Consider the following 20,601-nt stretch of genomic DNA (forward strand, 5'->3'; position numbering starts at 1 on the left):
AACCAAAAACCACCCCACCCAGTTCACCCACCCCACCCAGCTCAACCGGCCCACCCGGTTCGGTCGGTTCAACCCTCGAGATCGGTCGAGTTCCGCACTGAAATCGGTCCGACTGCGCATTGAAATCGGTCCGACTGCGCGCTGAGATCGGTTCAGCAATCAGCCCAGCGACCGATTCGGCCCAGCTGTTGTGCCACTTACCTGTAGTCCGTGTAGCCCGCACCCGACGGATCACGTGAATGCTCGCTCGGGTGAGGCCATCGCTCAGACCCTCAGATCCAAGAGGGCAGCAGCATGTGCCAGTGCCAGAACTCGTACGACACCGTCTGACCCGTCCAAAGCGGCCACCACAGCACTGCGAACACCACCGCCGCGATGACGACCACCCCAGTCAGCACGATCCCCTCGCCATGGAGCCGCCAAGCCGGCACCCCCGTCCACTCGGCGGGCAGCCGCAACCGCGATGGACGCGCACCGAACCCCAGGTAGCTTCCCAGAACGCCTCGTGGATGCGGCAGCCCCTCTCCCAGCCGTCCCGACTGCACAAGACGATCCTCATGGATCGCGTCGCGAGATCCCGGAACGGGGGCGAGCATGCCCATCGCCGATCCAAGCGTCAGAACAAGCACCAGAACGACGAACGGTACGAAAGCCACGGTGTAGAACGTGAAGATGGTCCGATTGCCGTACAGGAACCACGGCAGGTAAAGACCCACATAGCCGATGAGCGCCGTCCACACCCGCCAGTCCCGGTTCTGGAACGCCAGAACCACCAACGCGAACACCAAGGCGGCCAGAGCGGACCACCACACGGGAATGTTCCCAACAGAGGTCATGGCCTGGACGCAGTGGCCAGTGGGGCTGTCGCACGTCTGCCCAGCAAGCTCGCTGCCATTGGGCCAGTAGAACGATGTCGGACGAAGCTGGACGAGCCAGCCGATCGGCTTGGACATGTACTGGTGGGTGGTATCGAGATTGACGTGGAAGTTGTATGCCACCAGGTGGTACTCCACCAGGTCGTTGAGAGAATCCGGTAACCAGGAGCGCGGCACCGTGCCATTCGCCGTCCGCTGCGCCAGCGCCCAGCCGTGCTCGTACGCTCCAGGCTGATCCTCCGTCTTGGGATGGAGGAACCATGACCACCAGCCGGCGACGTAGACCGCGAATGCCACCGGCACCAGTCGCAGGAAATCACCGAGTCCCCGCGCGAAGACGCCCTCGAGCAGCCATGCCCTCACTTTCACACGATGCAGCGCCGTCGTATCCCACACGACCACCAGGATCCCGATCGCGGCCAGCAGGTACAGGCCGGACCACTTGATCGAACAGGTCAATCCGGCGGCGACCCCCGTCGCCAGCAGCCACGGGCGCAGATGCCCCTTCGGCGCAAGATGACCGGCGAAGGTGCCGGCCAGGTCCTGGGCGAGTCGCGCACGCGACCACTCCCGGTCTCGTACGAGGCAGTACACCGTCAGGGTCGCGAAGAAGCCGATGAAGACGTCCAGCAGTCCGATCCGGGACTCCGAGAGGTTCACGCCGTCGATCGCCAGCAGGAGCCCGGCGAGGCCCGCGAGCAGAGGCGAGCGCGTGAGCCGCAGAGTCAACCTGGTCAGCAGGATGACGGTGGCCACCCCTGCCAGGGCCGGCATGAACCTCCAGCCGAACGAGGAATCCGCCCCGAACAGCTTCATTCCGATGCCGATGAGCCACTTGCCGAACTCGGGATGCACGACGAAGGAGGGGTCCGTCGTGAGTCCGGAGAAATCACCCTGTGCGAAAAGGCCATCGGAGTCCCGTTTCCATGTGGATTCGTAGCCGTTCTGCCACAGGGCGTAAGCATCCTTGACGTAGTAGATCTCGTCGAACATGAGCGTGTGCGGGTGCCCCAGGCCGATGAAGCGAGTCAGGGCCGCCAGAACCCCCGTCACGATCGTGACGATCCAACCGTTGAGCCGGACAGCCACGGGAAGGGTCCAGTCCTTCGGCTGCAGGCCGAGCCGGGCGCGCAGCTCATCCTCGGAACGCCCACTGAGCCAACTCGACATGTCGGCGGAGCTCGGAGAGCCGTCTTCGCTCTGCGGTTTCGAGCTGTCCGCCTCGTCCACCGCAACCCAATCGGGTGTCTCCTCCTGGCCCGCCTCCCAAGGCTGTTCCTCCTCCCGCTCTGCTGCCGGCTCCTGCGCGGAGGACTCAGGACCGGGGTCGGTGATGGGGCGCGAGTCGCTGGCTGGAGCGCGTGAGGCGCCATCTGGCGAGGGAACACTGCGAGAGGTCACGGCCGTGAGTCTAGGCGGGACGCCATACTGGGGCTATGAATGACGTCATCCCGGCGGTTCAGGCCGCGTCGCAGGTCCCGAGTTCCGCTACTGCGCCGAGCGTTTCCGACACGCCGAGCCGTGGCACCATTACCCTGGCCGCCACCCCGATCGGGAATGTTGGCGACGCCTCCGCGCGTCTGCTGGCCGGGCTCGAGCAGGCCGACGTCGTCGCCGCCGAGGACACCCGGCGCCTCCTCGCACTGGCTCAGCGTCTCGGGGTGCGGGTGGGCGGACGACTTCTCGCCTTCCATGAGCACAATGAGCGTGCCAGGACGGCCGAGCTGCTCGACGAGGCGCGCGCCGGTCGCAGTGTCCTGGTCGTCTCCGACGCCGGTATGCCTTCGGTGTCGGACCCCGGATACCGGCTCGTCGTCGCCGCGGCCGATGAGGGCGTGCCCGTGACAGTCGCGCCGGGGCCCTCCGCCGTGCTGACGGCTCTGGCCGTATCCGGGCTTGCCTGCGACCGCTTCAGCTTCGAAGGGTTCCTCCCACGCAAGACCGGCGAGCAGAGACGGGCCCTCGAGGCCCTGGTCGACGAGCAGCGCACCATGGTCTTCTTCGAGTCGCCGCGTCGTGCTCACCGGACGCTGGCCGCCATGGCGGAGGTCTTCGGCGCCCAGCGCAGGGCCGTCCTGTGCCGGGAGCTGACCAAGACCCACGAGGAGGTGCGGCGGGCGACCCTGGGTGCGCTCGTGGAGGCAACCGCCGCCTCGGTCCTGGGCGAGGTCGTCATCGTCGTTGCCGGAGCGCCTGCGGCTCCCGCCGATCCTCGGGCTGGCGCGCAAGAGGCCCTGGAGCTGGCTGACGGCGGGATGCGCCTCAAGGCGGCGGCCGCCCAGGTGGCCGAGCGCGTCGGCCTGCGCCCCAACCAGGTGTATCGAGCGGCCCTCTCCCTGCGGGACCGTCAGGACTGACCGCTCCCTCATAGCCAGATAGCCCTCTGGATTCCTCCGGATTCCTTTGGATGAGCGCTCCGGGCGGCCTCCAATAGAGCCGGTGGAGTAAGTAGAGTACGTGGCATGACACAGGCTGCTAGAGATCATGCGGAAACTGCCGGTCGCGCCCTGATCATCGTCGATGTCCAACCGACCTTCTGCGAGGGCGGGGCCCTGGCCGTCGCCGGCGGGAATGCGGTCGCCGAGCGCGTGGCCGCCTATGCGACTGCGCACCGGGAGGATTACCGCCTGATCGTCACCACTCAGGACTGGCACATCGAACCCGGTGCTCATTTCTCGGCCGCGCCGGACTACGTCGATACCTGGCCGCCCCACGGCGTCGCCGGTAGCGCGGAGGCCGAGCTCCATCCCGCGCTGGCGGGCCTCGGTCTGGACGCGCAGGTCAAGAAGGGCCAATACGCCGCCGCTTACTCAGGATTCGAGGGCGTCACCGACGACGGTGCAAGCCTCGATCAGGTCCTGGCCGCCGGCGGCATCACGGCGCTCGATGTCGTCGGGCTCGCCGAATCTCACTGTGTCAAGGACACCGCGCTGGATGGCCTGCACCGCGGTTACGCCGTGCGTGTCCTCACCGACCTGACCGAGCCGGTGTCCCCGGCGCAGGGTGAGGCTGCGCGTTCCGAGCTGAGCGCCGCCGGCGTCGAACTGCGCGCCTCTCGGGATGCGTTCCCGCGGCTAGAGCCCTGAGCGAGCCCGTCGGCCTCGAGACGCTCAGGAGCCGTTGTACTCCTGATTCTGAGGTGGCATCGGGCGGTAGACGACCTGTTGCGGGGCCAGGCCGTAGGAGCCCGACGTCGGCGGTTCAGCGGGCTCGGACTGCGGCGTCGGGAAGACGCCGCTGGAGCCGCTGGCCGCGCTCGGGCCGCTCCATGCGGCCGGCGACGCGCTGGCGCGAGGTGAGGGGTCGGCGGGGCTCGGGACAGTGGGCTGAGCCGTGCCCACGTGTGGGACGCTCCGGACCCGAGAGGACCACCGCCGATTGACTACCAGGAGCCAGATGGAGGTTATGGCGATGAGTGGTATTGCGAGGCCGCCTGTGGCGATAGAGCACAGGAGGAGTATGACACTGAGAGTCGATTCGGAGTCCGTGACTGCAGTGTTCAAGGCGATGGCAGCTGTACCACTGCATGAGACGGTGTAGATGCCGGCCTGTGTCGAGCGGAAGCTGAGTACTTGAGGAGGGGAGTCTGCGCTCGAACGTCTGCTCGACATAATATCTAGGGCATTGCCCGACGGATCCGTCACCTCGCAACTCAGGTTGGTGTCATCGGAATAGAAGCCGTACTGGTTATCCTCAAGAAGGGTGAAACTCTGAGCGCTGCCGTCCTCGGCGATCGACACGGCATTATCGGGCAACACGGTTGGGTGTACGAAGAAAGCGGCAACGAATAGCACGATGGCGAGCAGCAGCATGGTCACGCCTACGCGAAACAGGTTGTACGGAACCCGTCTGGCCCGTCGTCGAGCCACCATCGGAGACAGCGGCGCCGGCGGGGTCGGTGGCATCCCGTTCATGTTCTCAGGCCCCTGCACCTGAGGTTGGTTCCAGGCTGTCATGGCTGCACGGCTCCCGCCCGACCGGCGACGACCTGCGCCTGGCGCGCCTTCTTATTGCTCGAGCCGCGCACGAAGAACCAGATGAGCCCGGCGATCAGCAACGATAGCCCGGCAGCCCCGATGAATACGCTGATGATGGTGCCGACGATGGTCATCGCGAAGGAACCCGGGCTGATGTCGTCGCCGATGTAGACATCGACATCGTGGCCGCCATTGAGAGGGCCGGCGGCGCCGAAGGAGGTGCAGGTGATCGTGTAATCGCCTGAAGCGGCTGTGGTGAATTTGCCGAATAGCCGCTTGTCGTTCACGGTCATATCTATGGAGGGGGGCCCGACGGCGACATCGTGGCCGTCGGGCCCGACCACAGTGCAGTTCGTCGAGGTGCTGTCGTTGTACAGCCCGTAGGCGGAGTCTGCCGACAGCCTCTTGGTTGTGGTGCCGGTTCCGTCGATCGGGGATAAGGAGGAGGAGACGGCGATGAGTCGGGCCACCGAGATGATCACGACGGCCAATGCGACCAGGCAGAGCGCGAGGCCGAGGAGAATCAGAATGGTCGGAGCCTTACGGCTCTTGACCATGGGCGGAGTAAGATGGAATGGCGGCCCGAAGGCCGGTCCGGGCGTGCCGCGCGAGAACCCGGGACCGTCACCGCTGGGCGCCGTAGTGCTCAGAGCTGTCGCTGTTGAAAATCCGGGGCCCGCGCCCTCCGAGTGTGACAACCCGGCCGAATAGTGCGATTCGGAAGGCGGTGTGTCGGGCATGCTGATCTCCTCACACGGAAGGGCGGCGAGCGCGGCGACCTGAACCCCTCCACCATACGGTGCTTGGGCCTGTTGGGCACGGAAGAGCGGATAGGCTTACCGCCATGAGTCACATCCTGTCTGCGGTCGCCTGGCCCTACGCCAACGGCCCCCGCCACATCGGTCATGTCGCCGGCTTCGGTGTCCCCTCCGACGTTTTCTCGCGCTACATGCGCATGGCCGGCCACGATGTCCTCATGGTCTCGGGCACCGACGAGCACGGCACCCCCATCCTCGTGGCCGCGGACGAGGAGGGCGTGACCGCCCGCGAGCTCGCCGATCGCAACAACCGCCTCATCGTCGAGGACCTGGTGGCGCTCGGCCTGTCCTACGATCTGTTCACCCGTACGACTGCCGGCAATCACTACCGCGTCGTGCAGGACATGTTCCGCACCGTGCGCGACAACGGGTACATGGTCCAGGAGGTCACCCGCTCCGCGATCAGCCCCTCGACCGGCCGTACTCTTCCCGACCGCTACATCGAGGGCACCTGCCCCATCTGCGGGACTCCCGGAGCCCGCGGCGACCAGTGCGATACCTGCGGCAACCAGCTCGATCCCACCGACCTGATCAATCCTCGCTCGCGCATCAACGGCGAGACCCCGGAGTTCATCGAATCCACCCACTGGTTCCTCGATCTACCCGCCCTCGCCGGGGCGCTCGGCGCCTGGCTCGATGAGCGCGAGGCCTCCGGCACCTGGCGGCCCAACGTCATCCGCTTCTCCCAGAACATCCTGGGGGAGATCCGCCCCCGGGCCATGACGCGCGACATCGACTGGGGCATCCCCGTCCCCGGCTGGGAGGACCAGCCCACCAAGCGCCTCTACGTCTGGTTCGACGCCGTCATCGGCTATCTGTCGGCCTCCATCGAGTGGGCCCGGCGCACCGGCGACCCCGAGGCCTGGCGGGCCTGGTGGAACGATCCACAGGCCTTGTCCTACTACTTCATGGGCAAGGACAACATCGTCTTCCACTCCCAGATCTGGCCCGCCGAGCTGCTGGGCTACGACGGCCGGGGCGACAAGGGCGGCAGCCCCGGCGAGCTCGGCACTCTGAACCTGCCCACCGAGGTGGTCTCGAGCGAGTTCCTGACCATGGAGGGCAAGAAGTTCTCCTCCTCCCACGGCATCGTCATCTACGTGCGCGACTTCCTGGAGCGCTACCAGGCCGACGCCCTGCGCTATTTCATCTGCGCCGCCGGCCCCGAGACCGCCGATGCGGACTTCACCTGGGCCGAGTTCGTGCGCCGCACCAACGGTGAGCTCGTGGCGGGGTGGGGCAATCTCGTCAACCGCACCGCCACCATGATTCACAAGCGCTTCGGGCAGATCCCTGAGCCCGGTCCGCTCGAGGCGATCGACTCCGCGCTGCTGGACTCGATCGAGGCGGGCTTCGCCGACGTGGGCGGCCTCATCGCCCGACACCGCCAGAAGGCCGCGCTGGCCGAGGCCATGCGGCTGGTGGGGGAGGCCAACAAGTACATCGCCGACACCGAGCCCTTCAAGCTCAAGGCTCCCGAGCAGCAGGAGCGCTTGGCGACGGTCCTGCACACTCTCGCCCAGGCGGTGGCCGACTTGAATCTCATGCTCTCGCCCTTCCTGCCGCACGCCGCCAACGACGTGGACCTGGCCATGGGCGGTCAGGGCGCCATCGCCCCGATGCCCGAGATCCGCGAAGCCGCCGAACTCGATCCGGAAGTCCTGCCCGAGGCATTCGCCGGACGCACCGGCTACCCGATCATCGCCGGGGACTACAGCACCGCCCCTACCTGGGGCCGTCACGAGGTCGTCATCGGCACGCCGGTAGCCAAGCCCCGGCCCGTCTTCATCAAGCTCGACGAGGCGATCGTGGACCAGGAGCTCGCGCGCTACGCGGATCGCCTTCCCGACGACGTCACCGGCGCCTGAGTCGTACGCTCCGCCCGTGCGAGCCGATGGGCGGAGCGTCATGTCGTGTGAGTTGTGAGTTGAGGAGACGCGCATGAGCCGTAAGCGCCGCGATCGTTCCTGGCCGCCCGTCGATGCCGTTGTGCCGCTGGCCGCGCCGGTCATTGACAATCACACCCATCTTCCCGTGCCCGGGCTGCCTGTCGAGGGCCCTGGGTCCGAGGCGCCGCTCGACAGCGCCGAGCTGGTCGCCCGGGCCGCTGCCGCAGGGATATCCGGTGTCATCACCTCCGCGTGCGAGACCCCGGGCTGGGAGGGCAGCATCGAGCTGGCTCGCTCACTGCCCGGGGTGCGCGTGGCCCTGGCGGTCCATCCCAACGAGGCCGTGCTGCACGCCGGGGTGCGCGAGGTCGGTCCGGACGGACTCGACCCGGACATCCGTCCGCACCACGCCGAGCCCCTTGATGAGGCCATGGCCCGGCTCGAGCACCTGGTGCGCGCCAATCGTGACGTCGTCGTCGCCGTGGGCGAGACCGGACTCGACTTCTTCCGCACCGGGCCGCGCGGCGCCGCCGCCCAGCGGGAGGCATTCCGCGCCCACATCGCACTGGCCAAGGAGGCGGGGCTGCCGCTCCAGATCCATGACCGCGACGCGCATGAAGACTGCGTGCGGACGCTGCTCGCCGACGGCGCCCCCGAGCGCACCATCTTCCACTGCTTCAGCGGCGGTCCCGAGCTCGCTCGGGCCTGCGTTGAGCAGGGCTGGTACGCCTCGGTCGCCGCGCCTGTGACGTATCCCTCCAGCGGGATGCTCCGGGAGGCCCTGTCCCTCGTGCCCGATGAGCTGCTGCTGGTGGAGACCGATGCCCCCTACCTGCCGCCAAAGACCTGGCGCGGTCGCCCCAATGCCTCCTACCTCATGGGAGAAACGGTGCGTTTCCTCGCGGACCAGCGGGGGCTGGATGAGGCGGCGATGTGTGCGGTCCTGACTCATAACATCCGCGAGGCGTATGGCATGTTCGACGAGCCGGGTGTAATAGGGATGTGATCTTCCCGTGTTGCCGGGACCGGTGATCGTCGGCTAGCGTTCTGGACAGTCATCAACCTTTTAGGAGTTCAACCGTGGGTCGACACTCGCAGACCAGTTCGTGGAGCACGACGCTCGTCGAGCTCGGAGCTCTGGCCTCCAAGAGCCTGCCCGGCTCCAACAGCACCGGTACGCGCGGCCGTCGTCGCGCTCAGGGCGCGGCCAAGACTTCCGTGGCCCCGATGATGTACCGGGCCGGTGGCGTTGCCGCCGCTCTGTCCATCGCGGTCTCTGGTGGCGCGTACGCCGCCACTCAGGTCAACGACGGGGGCGGCAAGTCCCTCAATGAGACCGAGGTCCGCCTGGCCGCCATCGGCAGCCCCAATGGCTCGGTGAACAGCCAGACATCGGGGCTGACGATCGAGGGCCAGTCCGATTCGGTCTACACCGTCACCGAGGAGAGCACCGAGGAGCACGGTCGGGTCGAGAAGGAGACCGACTCCCTGCCCGAGGGCGAGACCAAGGTCGAGACCGAGGGCGTTGACGGCCTGGTGCGCACCACCTACGAGGTCACCTCGAAGGACGGCACCGAGGTCTCGCGGACCCCTCTGTCCAGCTCCGTGGTCACCGAGAAGGTTGACGAGGTCGTTCTCGTCGGTACCGGCTCGGGCACGCAGAAGCCCGCCGGGGAGGCCGGAGGCGGCGGTGGCGGTGGCGGTGGCGGCGGCGAGGCTGCTCCGGCCCCGGCTCCCAGCCCCGCAGGCGATGGCACCACGCCCGATGGCGCTCAGGCCATTGCCCGCTCGATGATGGGATCCTACGGCTGGGGGGACGGCGAGTTCTCCTGCCTCCAGAGCCTGTGGAACCGCGAGTCCGGCTGGAACTACCAGGCCGAGAACGCCTCTTCTGGTGCCTATGGCATTCCCCAGGCGCTGCCCGGCTCCAAGATGAGCTCGGTGGCGGACGACTGGGCAACCAACCCCAGCACGCAGATCACTTGGGGCATGCAGTACATCCAGGGACGCTACGGCACGCCGTGCAGCGCCTGGGCGCACTCCGAGTCCGTCGGCTGGTACTGACAATCGGCACCGCGCCTCGTTGGTCCTGGATGATGAGGGCCAACGGGCGCGGATGTGCAGAATCCTCGCGATCCTCGCGCGGAATGCGCACTTGATCTAGGCTCCCGCGCGCTTTGGAGCGCTGCCCATTATCCTGGACCTCATGTCTCAAACCTCTGGCGCCGTCCGCGACGCTACGACCGTGAACGGTCTGGGGGATTCTGTTTCGCCCTTCCCGGGTGGTTCGTCTGGTGCCGCTGCCGGTGCCGGCCTGCTCGGTCCTGTTGACATACAGGATTTGGCCGGGGCGCTCGGCATTCGCCCGACCAAGACTCTCGGGCAGAACTTCGTTCATGACGCCGGTACTCTGCGTCGCATTGTGCGCCGGGCCGGTGTGCTCCCCGGTGAGACTATTCTGGAGATCGGTCCCGGTCTCGGCTCCCTGACTCTGGCGCTGCTGGAAGCGGGCGCTCGTGTGATCGCCGTCGAGATCGATCCGCAGTTGGCGCGCGCCTTGCCCGTCACCGTGGCCCGGCGCATGCCAGAGGCCGCCGATGGTCTGCGCGTTGTATGCGCCGACGCCTTGAGCATTGACGGTCCCGACGCGCTGGGCCCGACGAACGCTGATGCCGCTCCCATCCGACTGGTCGCCAATCTCCCCTACAACGTCGCCGTGCCGGTGCTCCTGACCCTGCTCGCCGCTGTGCCGAGCCTGGAGACGGCCACCGTGATGGTTCAGGCCGAGGTCGCCGACCGCCTCGCAGCACCCCCCGGTTCGCGGACGTATGGCGTCCCCAGCGTCAAGGTCGCCTGGTACGCGGCCGCTCGTCGCACCATCACCGTCGGTCGCACTGTTTTCTGGCCTGTGCCCAACGTCGACTCCGCCCTGGTGGAGCTCGTCCGCCGTGAGCCCCCTGCTGCCTCGGTGAGTCGCGATCAGGTCTTCGCCGTCGTCGATGCCGCCTTCGCTCAGCGCCGCAAGACCCTGCGTCGGGCGCTCGCGCCCCTGGCCGGTGGACCGGACAGGGCCGAGGCAGCCATCCTCGCTGCCGGAATCGACCCGTCCGAGCGCGGCGAGAAGCTCGACGTCGCGGCTTTCGCATCTTTGGCCGAGGCCCTTGCTGCGGTCGACTCTCCGACGAACCCTGACGCTCAGGAGATCCGATGAACCACCTGCGAGCCGTCCCGGGCGCCGATGACACGGCGTCGTGCCCCACGCGCGCCTATGGCTCGGCAACCACTGTTCGTGTCGAGGCTCCGGGGAAGATCAACCTCTTCCTGTCTGCCGGCGCCCCCGGCGCGGACGGCTACCACCCTCTGACCACGGTCTTCCAGGCCGTGCGGCTCATCGAGACCGTCACCGCCCGGAGCCAGTCCCACGCAGCCCATGGCAGTATCACACTGAGTCTGGAGAAGAACGCCGCCGGCGTCCCCGCCGACTCCTCCAATCTCGCTGTGCGTGCTGCGCGCCTCCTGGCCGATGTGACCGGCGTCACCGATGGCGTCGACTTGACGATCCGCAAGCGCATCCCCGTAGCCGGGGGCATGGCCGGAGGCTCTGCGGATGCCGCGGCGACGTTGACGGCCTGCAATGTCTTGTGGGGCACTGAGCTGGGCCCTGACGAGCTGCGGGATCTGGCGGCCCAGCTCGGTGCCGACGTCCCCTTCCCCCTCATGGGGGCCACCGCGGTCGGCCATGGGCGCGGCGACCAGCTCACCCCGTTGATGACCCGCGGCAGGTATCTGTGGGTCCTGGCCTTCGCCGCCCATGGGGGATTGTCCACGCCGACCGTTTTCCGGCGCTTCGACGAGCTTGTTGAGACTCGCGCCAGTCTGGCCGGTGCCGCACCCGCGGAGGTCCCCGAGCGGATGACCTCTGCGCTGCGGACCATGGATGCCCGCGGACTGGCCGCAACCCTGCACAACGACCTCCAGGAGGCCGCCGTGTCTCTGCGCCCGGAGCTCGCCGAGGTGATGGCAATCGCCGAGAGTGCCGGGGCGCTGCGCGCCATCGTCTCCGGTTCCGGTCCGACCGTGGCGGCCCTCGTGCCCGATGCGAGAGTCGCTACCCATGTGGCCCGGGCATTGGCCGCATCCGGTCTGGTGCGCGACACGGCGAGAGTCGATGGCCCTGTGGCCGGGGTCCGGATGGTGGGGTGATGGCGCACCTGCTCGGAGCGGAGTCCATCCGCATGTCAGTGGGTTCCCGCCTTCTGCTCGACGACGTCACTCTCGGTATCGCGGATGGGGATCGTGTGGGGGTCCTGGGCCCCAACGGTGCGGGCAAGTCGACTCTCCTGGCGGCCCTCGCGGGCTCGCGCGAGGTCGACGGCGGTCGAGTCACCCGTTCGGGAGACACTCGTGTGGCCATGCTCGTCCAGTCCGATGACTTCGCACCCGACGACACCGTGCGCACCGCCGTGCACGGGCGCACTCCCGAGTACGAATGGGCCTCACGCGCCTCGGTGAGGGATATCCACGCCGGACTGCTGGCCGACCTGGACCTTGACGCTCGTGTCGCGGCGCTGTCCGGCGGCCAGCGCCGACGGGTGGCCTTGGCCGCGGCCCTGACCGCGCAAGCCGATATCGTGATCCTTGACGAGCCCACCAACCATCTCGACGTCGAGGGCGTGGACTGGCTCGCCCGTCACTTGAACGCGCGCTTCGCAGGCCGGCGCGCCGCCTCTGGAGCCCTGATCACGGTCACTCACGATCGATGGTTCCTCGACGCCATCTGCACCAATGTGTGGGAGGTCGTCCCCGGCGTGGATCCGGGCGGCGGACGGCCGCAGATCGCCGGGAGGGTCGAGACCTACGACGGCGGGTACGCCGCCTACGTGCTGGCCCGCGCCGAGCGGGCCAGACAGGCGGCGGTCGCCGCCGCCAAGCGCGAGAATCTGCTGCGCAAGGAACTCGCCTGGTTGCGGCGCGGGGCGCCTGCGCGCACCTCCAAGCCGCGTTTCCGCACTGACGCCGCAGAGGCTCTCATCGCCGACGTGCCCCCGCCGCGCGACACCGTTGAACTCGTAGCCATGGCGACGGCGCGCTTGGGCAAGAGGGTCGTCGATCTGGAGGACGTCACGGTCGGTTATCCCGGTCCCGACGGCGGGCGGAACACCGAGGTGCTCCGTCGCGTGACCTGGCGTCTGGCGCCGGGCGAGCGCGTCGGCATCGTCGGCGTCAACGGTGCCGGCAAGACCACCCTGCTGCGGCTGCTCGAGGGCGTGCTCGTCCCCGCTCAGGGGCGCGTTGCGCGAGGCAAGACCGCGGTCGTGGCCGCCCTGTCCCAGTCCACCCACGAGCTGGACGCCATCGCGGACAAGCGTGTGGTCGAGGCGGTGTCCATGGTGGGTGAGCGCGTGAACGTGGGCGGCAAGGATCTCACCGCGGCTCAGCTCGTGGAGCGCCTGGGCTTCACCCGTCAGCGCGCCTGGACGCGGGTGGGGGAGATCAGCGGAGGGGAGCGTCGACGCCTTCAACTGCTGCGCCTGCTCATGACCGAGCCCAATGTGCTGCTTCTGGATGAGCCCACGAACGATCTGGACACGGACACCCTGGCCGCCGTCGAGGACATTCTCGACTCCTTCCCCGGGACCTTGGTCGTTGTCTCCCATGACCGTTATCTGCTGGAACGGGTCACTGACCATCAGGTTGCTCTCCTGGGCGATGGGGCTGTGCGCGATCTGCCGGGCGGTGTGGAGGAGTATCTGCGGCTGCGGCGTGAGGCTGTTGCAGGGCGGGGCGCAGCATCGGGCTCGAGCGGGTCGGCGGCGGTTGAGGCCGATGCTGGGACCGGCGGAGGTGAAGAAGGGCTGAGCGGGGCCGAGCGCCGGGCCGTGCAGAAGGAGGTCGCCGCGATCGAGCGGCGCCTGGAGAAGATCGGCGACCAGATGGCCGCTCTGCAGGAGCGCATGGCGTCTCATGACCAGAGCGACTATGAGGGCCTGCGGGAGCTCAGCGACACGGCTCGGGTGCTGCAGTCCGAGTCCGACTCGCTCGAGGAGCGCTGGCTGGAGCTCTCCGATCGGCTCGAGTAGCGCTCCTGCCGGCCCCTGCGTCGAGGTCGACTTTTTCGCACGAGACCGACGGCGGCACCGTCGGTCTCGTGCGAAAAAGTCGACCTCGACGCGGTGGTGTGGGTGGGCGCATCCGGGCGGGACCAATTCCCGGATTCCCGACTTTAGGCCTGGAACCCTGAAACTGAAGCACTGCAACATTGCAACACTGCACGCCCTATCGCAGCGCAGCGACGAAGAATGCAGTGCGAACTCCGGGGGGGGTGCGGGCCGGAATGTCCAAAACGGAGGGGATCAACGCTCCAGCCGATCCGGCATCCCACAGGAAATGGCGCGATGACCTGCATCGTCAGAATCGGCGCAGCCGCTCCGGGGATAGATCTCCTCCGTTTTGGACACTTCGTCGCTTCAGGCCCCACTCAACCAACCCGCCTTGACCTGCGGGAACGCGAACACCAAGCACCACCATGAATAAACCTCTGATCTGAGGTACTTTTATGCTCAGGTGGTTGCGCGTGCAGACGGTTGAGGAGGGCAACATTGAGTTCTGAAGCTCGCTGGGATGGCAGCGAGAGCGGTGTGGTGGAGTTCCCGTCGGGTGCGCGTGTTCGCGGACATCCTTTGCGGAACTTCAAGGAAATGGAGATCTTTCCTGATCTTGCGGTGGTTATGTCGGGGTCGCCGCCGCGTCTCGATATTCCTTCGGATGTTCGTTGGATACAGTGGCCGGATTTTTGGCTGCCTGTTCATAAGGATGAAGCGTGGTCCGTCCTGCAGGAGGCCCGCAGTAAGGCCTTGTTCTCGCGGGTCGATGTGTCGTGCAGTGGAGGTGTTGGGCGCACTGGGACGGCTTTGGCCTGTATCGCGGTACTGGAAGGAGTTCCATCTTCGGATGCCGTCCAGTTTGTTCGCGACCGGTTTAATCGCCGCGCTGTCGAGACCGCTTGGCAGCGACGCTACGTCAGGCGTTTTCCCAAATCATAAGGTGTCGTATTTTCTTCGACACCATGATCTGGGTAGAGATGATGTGAACTGCTCTCACTCGCGAGCCTGTCACGATCGAGGTAGACATTCTCGAACGAAGGCGACGGTGTCACCGTCGGTCTCGTGCGAAAAAGTCGACCTCGACGCGGTGGGGCGGGTGCGGGCTTCGAGCGCTCAGCCGTCCGTCTCCGTCTCGCCCTGCTCGGTGCGCAGCGTCGGCTCGGGCTCCATGGCCCGCAGGCCGTTCCAGGCGAGATTGACCATATGAGCCGCCACCTTCTCCTTGCTCATGGTCCGGTTCTCCAGCCACCACTGCGAGGGCATGGCCACGATCCCCACCAGCATCTGGGCGTACAGCGGTGCGAGGCGCGGGTCGATGCCGTGGTCGGAGAATTGGGCGGCCAGAAGGCCCGAGACCTGGATGGCGACGTCGGCCAGAAGCGTGGAGTAGGTGCCCGAGGCCCGGTCGTTGCCGCTGGACAGGATGCGGAAGCCGTCGGGGGAGTCCTCGATGTAGGTCAGCAGCGCCAGCGCTGTGCGCGCCACGGTGATCGACGCGGAGGACGACGAGCCCAGCTCCCGTGTGATCGTCGTCGAGATGGTGGTGAGTTCGCGGTCCACGATGACGGCGTACAGGCCCTCCTTGCCGCCGAAGTGCTCGTACACCACGGGCTTGGACACCTTCGCCCGGGAGGCGATCTCCTCAATGCTCGTCCCGTCGAAGCCCTTGGTGGCGAACAGGCCGCGTGACACCTCGATGAGCTGCTCGCGCCGCTCGCCCGCGCTCATGCGGGTGCGTTTGCTCCCCTTACTGGCCATAGGAGAATCATGCCGCGATTCAGCGCTCTCAGTGGTCTCATCGCGATGCGCTGCGCCCGCGTGAGGAGACCCACTGACCGGCGGTGTCGGGGTGCTGTGAGGCTCTGGGGTCAAGAGGCGGGGCCGCCGTCGGCGAGTTCTCGCGGACGGCGCAACCATGAGACACTTGCGCCCGTCCGCGGGGCGGTGCGCCCTGCCGCGGCGGTCCGCCCTGGTGTAGTGGCAGCACGCAGGCCTTTGGAGCCTTGAGGCCCGGGTTCGAATCCTGGGGGCGGAACCGGAAGGAATGACGGCGCCACGACGACACGCGCCATCATCTCCTGCCGCGGGCGACGTAGGATGGCGCCGTGCGCTCGTCGTATCGCGTCGAATGCACTCCGCGATCACCAGCGAGAAGAGGATTCGTGGCTTCCACCGCACCCGCCGCCGTCATCGTCATGGCCGCCGGCAAGGGCACCCGCATGCGCTCGGCCATTCCCAAAGTGCTTCACACCATCGGGGGCCGCAGTCTTCTGAATCATGCCGTCACCGCTGCCCGCGGCCTGCACCCCGATCATCTCGTGGTCGTCGTGCGCCACGAGCGCGACGCCGTTGTCGCACACCTGGCCGAGGTCGCGCCCGACGCCGTTCCCGCGGACCAGGACGAGGTCCCGGGTACCGGCCGCGCCGTCGCCTGCGGCCTGGCCTCTCTGCCGGAGGATCTTTCCGGCCCGGTCGTGGTGACCAGTGGGGATGTGCCGCTGCTGGACACCGGCACTCTGGAGGCTCTGCTCGCCCAGCACGTCCGGCGCGGGGACGCCGTTACCCTGCTGACCACCGTCCTGGACGACCCCACCGGGTACGGCCGCATCGTGCGGGAGGGCAACGGCGCTGACGGCGCCGTGTCGGCCATTGTCGAGCAGCGCGATGCGACTCCCGAGCAGCGCGCCATCACGGAGATCAATGCCGGCGTCTACGTCTTCGACGCCGCCCACCTGCGTCGGGCTCTGACCACGCTGGGCACGGACAATGACCAGGGTGAGGTTTATCTCACCGATGTTGTGGCCCGCGCCTACGCCGAGGGCCTGTCCACCTCTGCCCTGGTGGCTACCGATCACTGGCTCGTCGAGGGCTGCAATGACCGCTCTCAGCTCGCCGAGCTCGGCGCTGAGCTGAACCGCCGCACGCTGGCGCGCTGGATGGAGGCCGGAGTCGGCGTGGTCGATCCTGCCGGCACCTGGGTGGACGTGTCCGTCGAGCTCGCTCGGGACGTGACCCTCGAGCCCGGTGTCCTCCTGCGCGGCGCCACCCGCATCGGCGAGGGCTCCCGCGTGGGCGCCTACGCCATCCTGACGGACGTCGAGATCCCTGACGGCGCGGTCGTCGCGCCCTTCAGCCAGCTCGACGGCGATGCTCCCGCAGGCCCCTGAGAACCCTGACAGCCCCAACAGAGCACGGCGACCACCGCGCGCACCACCGACGGCCCTACCGGCCGGCAGAGAGGAACCATGTCATGACGGGCATTATCACCAGTGGTGAGAAGCGACTGATCATTGTCTCGGGCAGGGCTCACCCCCAGCTCGCCCAGGATGTCGCCACCGAGCTCGGCACTCAGGTGCTCTCATCGACCGCCTACGACTTCTCCAACGGGGAGACCTACGTCCGCTTCAACGAGTCGGTGCGCGGCTGCGACGTCTTCGTCGTGCAGTCCCACGGCGATCGCGTCAACGACTGGCTCATGGAGCAGTTCATCATGGTCGATGCTCTCAAGCGGGCCTCCGCCAAGCGCATCACCGTGGTCGCGCCCTTCTACCCCTACGCCCGCCAGGACAAGAAGCACCTGGGGCGCGAGCCCATCTCCGCCCGACTCGTGGCCGACCTGTACAAGACGTCGGGCGCGGATCGCATCATGAGCATCGACCTGCACTCTTCCCAGGAGCAGGGTTTCTTCGACGGCCCCTGGGACCACCTGTGGGCCCAGCCGGTGCTGGTGGACTACATCCGACGTCGCATCGACACTTCCAATGCGGCCGTCGTCTCCCCGGACGCCGGCCGCATTCGCGTCGCCGAGCGCTGGGCCAACGCCCTGGGCGGCACGCCGCTCGCCTTCGTCCACAAGACGCGTGACATCACCCGTCCCAACGAGTCAGTGGCCAACCGCGTCGTCGGTGCCGTTGAGGGGCGCTCCTGCGTGCTGGTCGATGACATGATCGACACCGGAGGCACGATCGCCAAGGCCGTGCAGGTGGTGCTGGATGCGGGCGCGAAGGACGTGATCGTTGCCGCCACTCACGGCGTGCTCTCGGGTCCGGCCGTGGACCGCCTGTCGACCTGCGGGGCCCGCGAGGTCGTCGTCACCGACACCCTTCCGATCCCCGAATCCAAGCGCTTCGAGAACCTGACCGTGCTGCCGATCGCGCCACTGCTGGCCCGTGCCATCAAGGCGGTCTTCGACGACGGCTCGGTGACCCGGCTGTTCGACTCCGAAGGAGTCTGAGTCCCCCTCCTCGGTGCCCCCTGGGTCTCCTCGGTCCGCTCGTCCCCTCAGCCCCATCGGTCTGTGAGTTCTGCGCGAGCCCGTGCATTCTGCGCAGGCTCGCCGGCTGTGCGCTGCCCGCGCTCCGGGGTCAATCGATGACGTCAGCGGGCGGCAGACCGCGGCCCTCGGCGCTGCCCGGTTTCCGGGGGCAATCGTTGGCCCTCGGCGCCGGCCCAAGCGACATGCGATGTTTCTCCGCGCCCGGCCCTGCGGCGACCTTGTGCCTTTCATCGTCTTTCTGTTTTCTGCAGGGAAGTCTTTCGGTGCTTGAGTAGTGTTCGACGCCACATGCTTTTTCTGAGGTTCTCCGGCGTGGGATAACCATTCCGTGTTGCATTTCGGTTACGTATTGCAGTTTAGTTACATGGGATTGCAGTTCAATTACGCATCACGGTAGCGTGGAGACACCCCAATTCATCTCCCTTACAAGCAGAAGGGCATCCCATGCACTCTGTTGCTGACCGCTTGGAGGTGTCATTCAGTCGACGCCTGCTCGTGGCTGCCTGCCTCGGCCTCGCCCTGGTTCTATCTGCGGTGGTCCCCTCCACCGCTGCCAGGGCCGCCGACGGCGACGACAGCGCTGACAAAACCGCCACTCAGCCGTCCGCGATCTCCGACGTCGCGCTGGTCAAGTCCAGCCGCACCGGTGAGGACTCCGGCGGCGCGCTGACGGTTCAGGACATCGCCAAGCTCACCTACTCCTGGGATGCCGGCAGTGAGGCGCACGCCGGCAGCGCGACCACGATCGACCTCGGCGCCGACTTCACGAACCTGGAGTTCCCAGCATCCTCGCCCATGTCCGCAATCCATGACGGCAAGGTCGAAGAGGTCGGAACTTGCGTCCTGGCGGAGAAGACCATCACCTGCACCTTCAATGAGAAGCTCGACGAGCTGCGCAATGCCGGCTTCAGCGACGTCAAGGGCAGGGGAGAGGCCCTGCTCCTCGCCGCGCACCAGACGGCCGAGGCGACCACCACCATGGGGGTCAACGAAGCCGCCATCACCGTGAACCTGCCGGGCGAGGGAGGCATCAAGGGCGCCGGAGAATCCGCTTACACTCCCTGGCAGTTCTCCAAGGACGGCAGTGAGATCGGCTCCTCCTCGACGGACATCGCCTGGAAGCTCGACTTCGGGTCGGACTATGTCAAGGAGCGTCTGGCCGGCGGAGATGCGGCGATCGCCGCGGACGGCAGCACTCGAGACACCCTCACCTTCACCGATACCCTCGGCGACGGCATGAGCTTCGACTCCGACCCGTCCCAGTGGAGCCTCTACGCCCGCAACTCGGCGGCCGATCCCGCCTCCGAGGGCGCCGCTATCGCCACCGGATCATCGGCCTCGGGCGCAGAGCAGACAGGCTCGAGCTCCAGCTCCACGGGCTCGAGCGACACCGCTGCGGACCCGAGCAGCAGTGCCAGTGGCTTCGATCTCACCGTGAGCACTCGCGGTCAGGTCGCCACCGTCAAGGTCACCGGCCCCTTCGCCCCGAGCACCAACTACGAGATCGTCTACAGGACGGGATTCACCTCCCAGACCGGCAAGGCGATCATGGGGGCCCGGTACGCCAACAAGGCATCTCTCAACGGTTCCGGCAAAGAAGTCGCCAGCGAGCGCAGCTATGTCGAGCCCTTCAAGGTCACCATCGGAATGGCCCCCGGCTACGGCGGTTTCGAGATCGTCAAGTCCCTGGCCGGTTCGGCCCTCGATGCCGTTCCCGCCGGCACCTCCTTCGACGTCAGGGTCGGGTACAAGCTCCCCGCCGCTGCCAGCACCTATTCCGGCTGGACGGCTCCCGGAACTGTCAATGATGATGGCGTGAGCGGGTCGGCCGTCATGCGGGCGGAGATCGGCAAGAAGAGCATCTTCCCCGGTATCTTCCCCAAAGGCACGGTCATCACGCTCAGCGAGGATCTGACCAGTGCCTCCCCGGCTCCCGAGAACTACAGCTGGAGCTCACCGACCTACTCCGTGGGCGGCGCTGAGACCTCGAGTCTGACCGTCGGCTCCCAGGCCATCACATCCGTGTCCCTGACGAACCGTGCGTCCACGGTGCCCCTGGGCACCTTCCAGGTCAAACAGACGGCCTCGGGCGCGGATGTCGCGGCCAACAAGGAGTTCGGCTTCATCTACGACTGCTCCGACGGCCAGTTCGGCGCCGTGACCGTCAAGGGGGACGATGTCTCCGTCGCCCCCGACAAGACCTTCGAGGAGGGCACGACCTGCACGGTGAGCGAGGATGAAGAGATGGCCGCCATCGACGGCTACGACCTGGTGACTCCGGAGCCGCAGTCGGTGACGATCTCGACCGGGGCTACCGCAACGGTTGCATTCGTCAACACCTATGTGGCGGCGGGGACGCTTCCGAAGTCGGAGCCGTCGGACTCGGCTGCTACATCGCAGGAGAGTGCGGAGTCCCCCGCGCAGGCTGCCCCGGCTCCGGATGATCCGGGAGCGATTCAGCCGACTTCGGACGGGACCGCCCCGAAGAGCTCGTTGGCCAGCACCGGTGCCACAGTGCTCGTTCCCATGATCGTGGTGATCGTGGCACTGGTCGCCGGAGCGGTCCTGCTGATGCGCCGCCGAGGCCTCAAGGACGACGATGCGGACGGCGTCGATGATGCGGACGGCGGGACCGGAGACTGAATCCTCCCTGTCCAAACAG

At 67.2% G+C, this 20,601-nt stretch carries 16 protein-coding genes and 1 tRNA gene; 13 read left to right on the top strand and 4 right to left on the bottom strand.

The features are described 5' to 3' along the window. Positions 1–272 precede the first annotated feature (272 nt). Entirely contained in the window at positions 273–2,276 is a 2,004-nt protein-coding gene (locus W5W_RS0111680; protein ID WP_029574290.1) for a dolichyl-phosphate-mannose--protein mannosyltransferase, read from the bottom strand. A gap of 35 nt (positions 2,277–2,311) precedes the next feature. Between W5W_RS0111680 and rsmI the strand changes: the two genes are divergently transcribed. Beyond that, positions 2,312–3,232 (top strand): 16S rRNA (cytidine(1402)-2'-O)-methyltransferase, encoded by a 921-nt coding sequence (gene rsmI / locus W5W_RS0111685; protein WP_008731237.1) that lies wholly within the window; start codon positions 2,312–2,314, stop codon positions 3,230–3,232. Positions 3,233–3,337: 105 nt separating this feature from the next. Next, complete coding sequence (locus tag W5W_RS0111690) at positions 3,338–3,961, top strand: isochorismatase family protein (RefSeq protein WP_008731247.1); 624 nt, start codon at positions 3,338–3,340, stop codon at positions 3,959–3,961. Positions 3,962–3,985: 24 nt separating this feature from the next. Here W5W_RS0111690 and W5W_RS16730 read toward each other — a convergent pair whose 3' ends face one another. After that, on the bottom strand, positions 3,986–4,216 hold the full coding sequence (locus tag W5W_RS16730; protein WP_238533337.1) for a hypothetical protein: 231 nt from the start codon (positions 4,214–4,216) through the stop codon (positions 3,986–3,988). Positions 4,217–4,827: 611 nt separating this feature from the next. Then, positions 4,828–5,409 carry a hypothetical protein gene (locus W5W_RS0111700; RefSeq protein ID WP_017195517.1) on the bottom strand — a complete coding sequence of 194 codons (582 nt, stop codon included), beginning with the start codon at positions 5,407–5,409 and terminating at the stop codon, positions 4,828–4,830. A 287-nt stretch (positions 5,410–5,696) separates the two neighbouring features. Here W5W_RS0111700 and metG point away from each other — a divergent pair, with 287 nt between their 5' ends. The 7 genes from metG to W5W_RS15795 all read left to right on the top strand — a co-directional run bounded on the left by metG (position 5,697) and on the right by W5W_RS15795 (position 14,602). Then, complete coding sequence (gene metG / locus W5W_RS0111705) at positions 5,697–7,538, top strand: methionine--tRNA ligase (protein WP_017195518.1); 1,842 nt, start codon at positions 5,697–5,699, stop codon at positions 7,536–7,538. A 73-nt stretch (positions 7,539–7,611) separates the two neighbouring features. Continuing rightward, positions 7,612–8,565, top strand: a complete 954-nt coding sequence (locus tag W5W_RS0111710; RefSeq protein WP_017195519.1) for a TatD family hydrolase — start codon at positions 7,612–7,614, stop codon at positions 8,563–8,565. A gap of 74 nt (positions 8,566–8,639) precedes the next feature. Then, on the top strand, positions 8,640–9,623 hold the full coding sequence (locus W5W_RS0111715) for a G5 domain-containing protein (RefSeq protein ID WP_017195520.1): 984 nt from the start codon (positions 8,640–8,642) through the stop codon (positions 9,621–9,623). Between the two features lie 142 nt (positions 9,624–9,765). Continuing rightward, a complete protein-coding gene (gene rsmA, locus W5W_RS0111720) occupies positions 9,766–10,770 on the top strand; it encodes a 16S rRNA (adenine(1518)-N(6)/adenine(1519)-N(6))-dimethyltransferase RsmA (protein ID WP_029574291.1) in 1,005 nt (334 codons plus the stop codon). Further along, complete coding sequence (locus W5W_RS0111725; RefSeq protein ID WP_017195522.1) at positions 10,767–11,762, top strand: 4-(cytidine 5'-diphospho)-2-C-methyl-D-erythritol kinase; 996 nt, start codon at positions 10,767–10,769, stop codon at positions 11,760–11,762. The genes rsmA and W5W_RS0111725 overlap by 4 nt, the downstream gene beginning before the upstream one ends. Beyond that, a complete protein-coding gene (locus tag W5W_RS0111730; RefSeq protein WP_029574292.1) occupies positions 11,762–13,639 on the top strand; it encodes an ABC-F family ATP-binding cassette domain-containing protein in 1,878 nt (625 codons plus the stop codon). The genes W5W_RS0111725 and W5W_RS0111730 overlap by 1 nt, the downstream gene beginning before the upstream one ends. Before the next feature lie 519 nt (positions 13,640–14,158). Further along, positions 14,159–14,602, top strand: coding sequence for a protein-tyrosine phosphatase family protein (locus W5W_RS15795; protein WP_081486248.1), 444 nt, complete (start codon positions 14,159–14,161; stop codon positions 14,600–14,602). Between the two features lie 174 nt (positions 14,603–14,776). On the opposite strand, the gene W5W_RS0111735 is transcribed toward W5W_RS15795, so the two are convergent. Continuing rightward, a complete protein-coding gene (locus W5W_RS0111735; protein WP_008731226.1) occupies positions 14,777–15,421 on the bottom strand; it encodes a TetR/AcrR family transcriptional regulator in 645 nt (214 codons plus the stop codon). Between the two features lie 205 nt (positions 15,422–15,626). On the opposite strand from W5W_RS0111735, the gene W5W_RS0111740 reads away from it, so the two are divergent. The 4 genes from W5W_RS0111740 (at position 15,627) to W5W_RS0111755 (ending at position 20,582) form a co-directional block, all read left to right on the top strand. Next, a tRNA-Gln gene (locus W5W_RS0111740) sits at positions 15,627–15,698 on the top strand. Positions 15,699–15,825: 127 nt separating this feature from the next. Further along, positions 15,826–16,830 (top strand): bifunctional UDP-N-acetylglucosamine diphosphorylase/glucosamine-1-phosphate N-acetyltransferase GlmU, encoded by a 1,005-nt coding sequence (locus W5W_RS0111745; protein ID WP_017195524.1) that lies wholly within the window; start codon positions 15,826–15,828, stop codon positions 16,828–16,830. Between the two features lie 83 nt (positions 16,831–16,913). Beyond that, positions 16,914–17,897, top strand: coding sequence for a ribose-phosphate diphosphokinase (locus tag W5W_RS0111750; protein ID WP_008731235.1), 984 nt, complete (start codon positions 16,914–16,916; stop codon positions 17,895–17,897). 486 nt (positions 17,898–18,383) lie between these two features. Then, positions 18,384–20,582, top strand: a complete 2,199-nt coding sequence (locus W5W_RS0111755) for a DUF7926 domain-containing protein (protein WP_017195525.1) — start codon at positions 18,384–18,386, stop codon at positions 20,580–20,582. Positions 20,583–20,601 lie beyond the last annotated feature (19 nt).

The organism is Actinomyces massiliensis 4401292 (assembly GCF_000269805.1).
GTDB lineage: Bacteria > Actinomycetota > Actinomycetes > Actinomycetales > Actinomycetaceae > Actinomyces > Actinomyces massiliensis.

What these genes read in the sequence shown, in the direction of transcription:
- rsmI (WP_008731237.1), top strand. Translation starts at nt 2,312, where the DNA reads ATGAATGACGTCATCCCGGCGGTTCAGGCCGCGTCGCAGGTCCCGAGT.
- W5W_RS0111755 (WP_017195525.1), top strand. Translation starts at nt 18,384, where the DNA reads ATGCACTCTGTTGCTGACCGCTTGGAGGTGTCATTCAGTCGACGCCTG.
- W5W_RS0111750 (WP_008731235.1), top strand. Translation starts at nt 16,914, where the DNA reads ATGACGGGCATTATCACCAGTGGTGAGAAGCGACTGATCATTGTCTCG.
- rsmA (WP_029574291.1), top strand. Translation starts at nt 9,766, where the DNA reads ATGTCTCAAACCTCTGGCGCCGTCCGCGACGCTACGACCGTGAACGGT.
- metG (WP_017195518.1), top strand. Translation starts at nt 5,697, where the DNA reads ATGAGTCACATCCTGTCTGCGGTCGCCTGGCCCTACGCCAACGGCCCC.
- W5W_RS0111700 (WP_017195517.1), bottom strand. Translation starts at nt 5,409, where the DNA reads ATGGTCAAGAGCCGTAAGGCTCCGACCATTCTGATTCTCCTCGGCCTC.
- W5W_RS0111735 (WP_008731226.1), bottom strand. Translation starts at nt 15,421, where the DNA reads ATGGCCAGTAAGGGGAGCAAACGCACCCGCATGAGCGCGGGCGAGCGG.
- W5W_RS0111730 (WP_029574292.1), top strand. Translation starts at nt 11,762, where the DNA reads ATGGCGCACCTGCTCGGAGCGGAGTCCATCCGCATGTCAGTGGGTTCC.
- W5W_RS0111710 (WP_017195519.1), top strand. Translation starts at nt 7,612, where the DNA reads ATGAGCCGTAAGCGCCGCGATCGTTCCTGGCCGCCCGTCGATGCCGTT.
- W5W_RS0111725 (WP_017195522.1), top strand. Translation starts at nt 10,767, where the DNA reads ATGAACCACCTGCGAGCCGTCCCGGGCGCCGATGACACGGCGTCGTGC.
- W5W_RS0111690 (WP_008731247.1), top strand. Translation starts at nt 3,338, where the DNA reads ATGACACAGGCTGCTAGAGATCATGCGGAAACTGCCGGTCGCGCCCTG.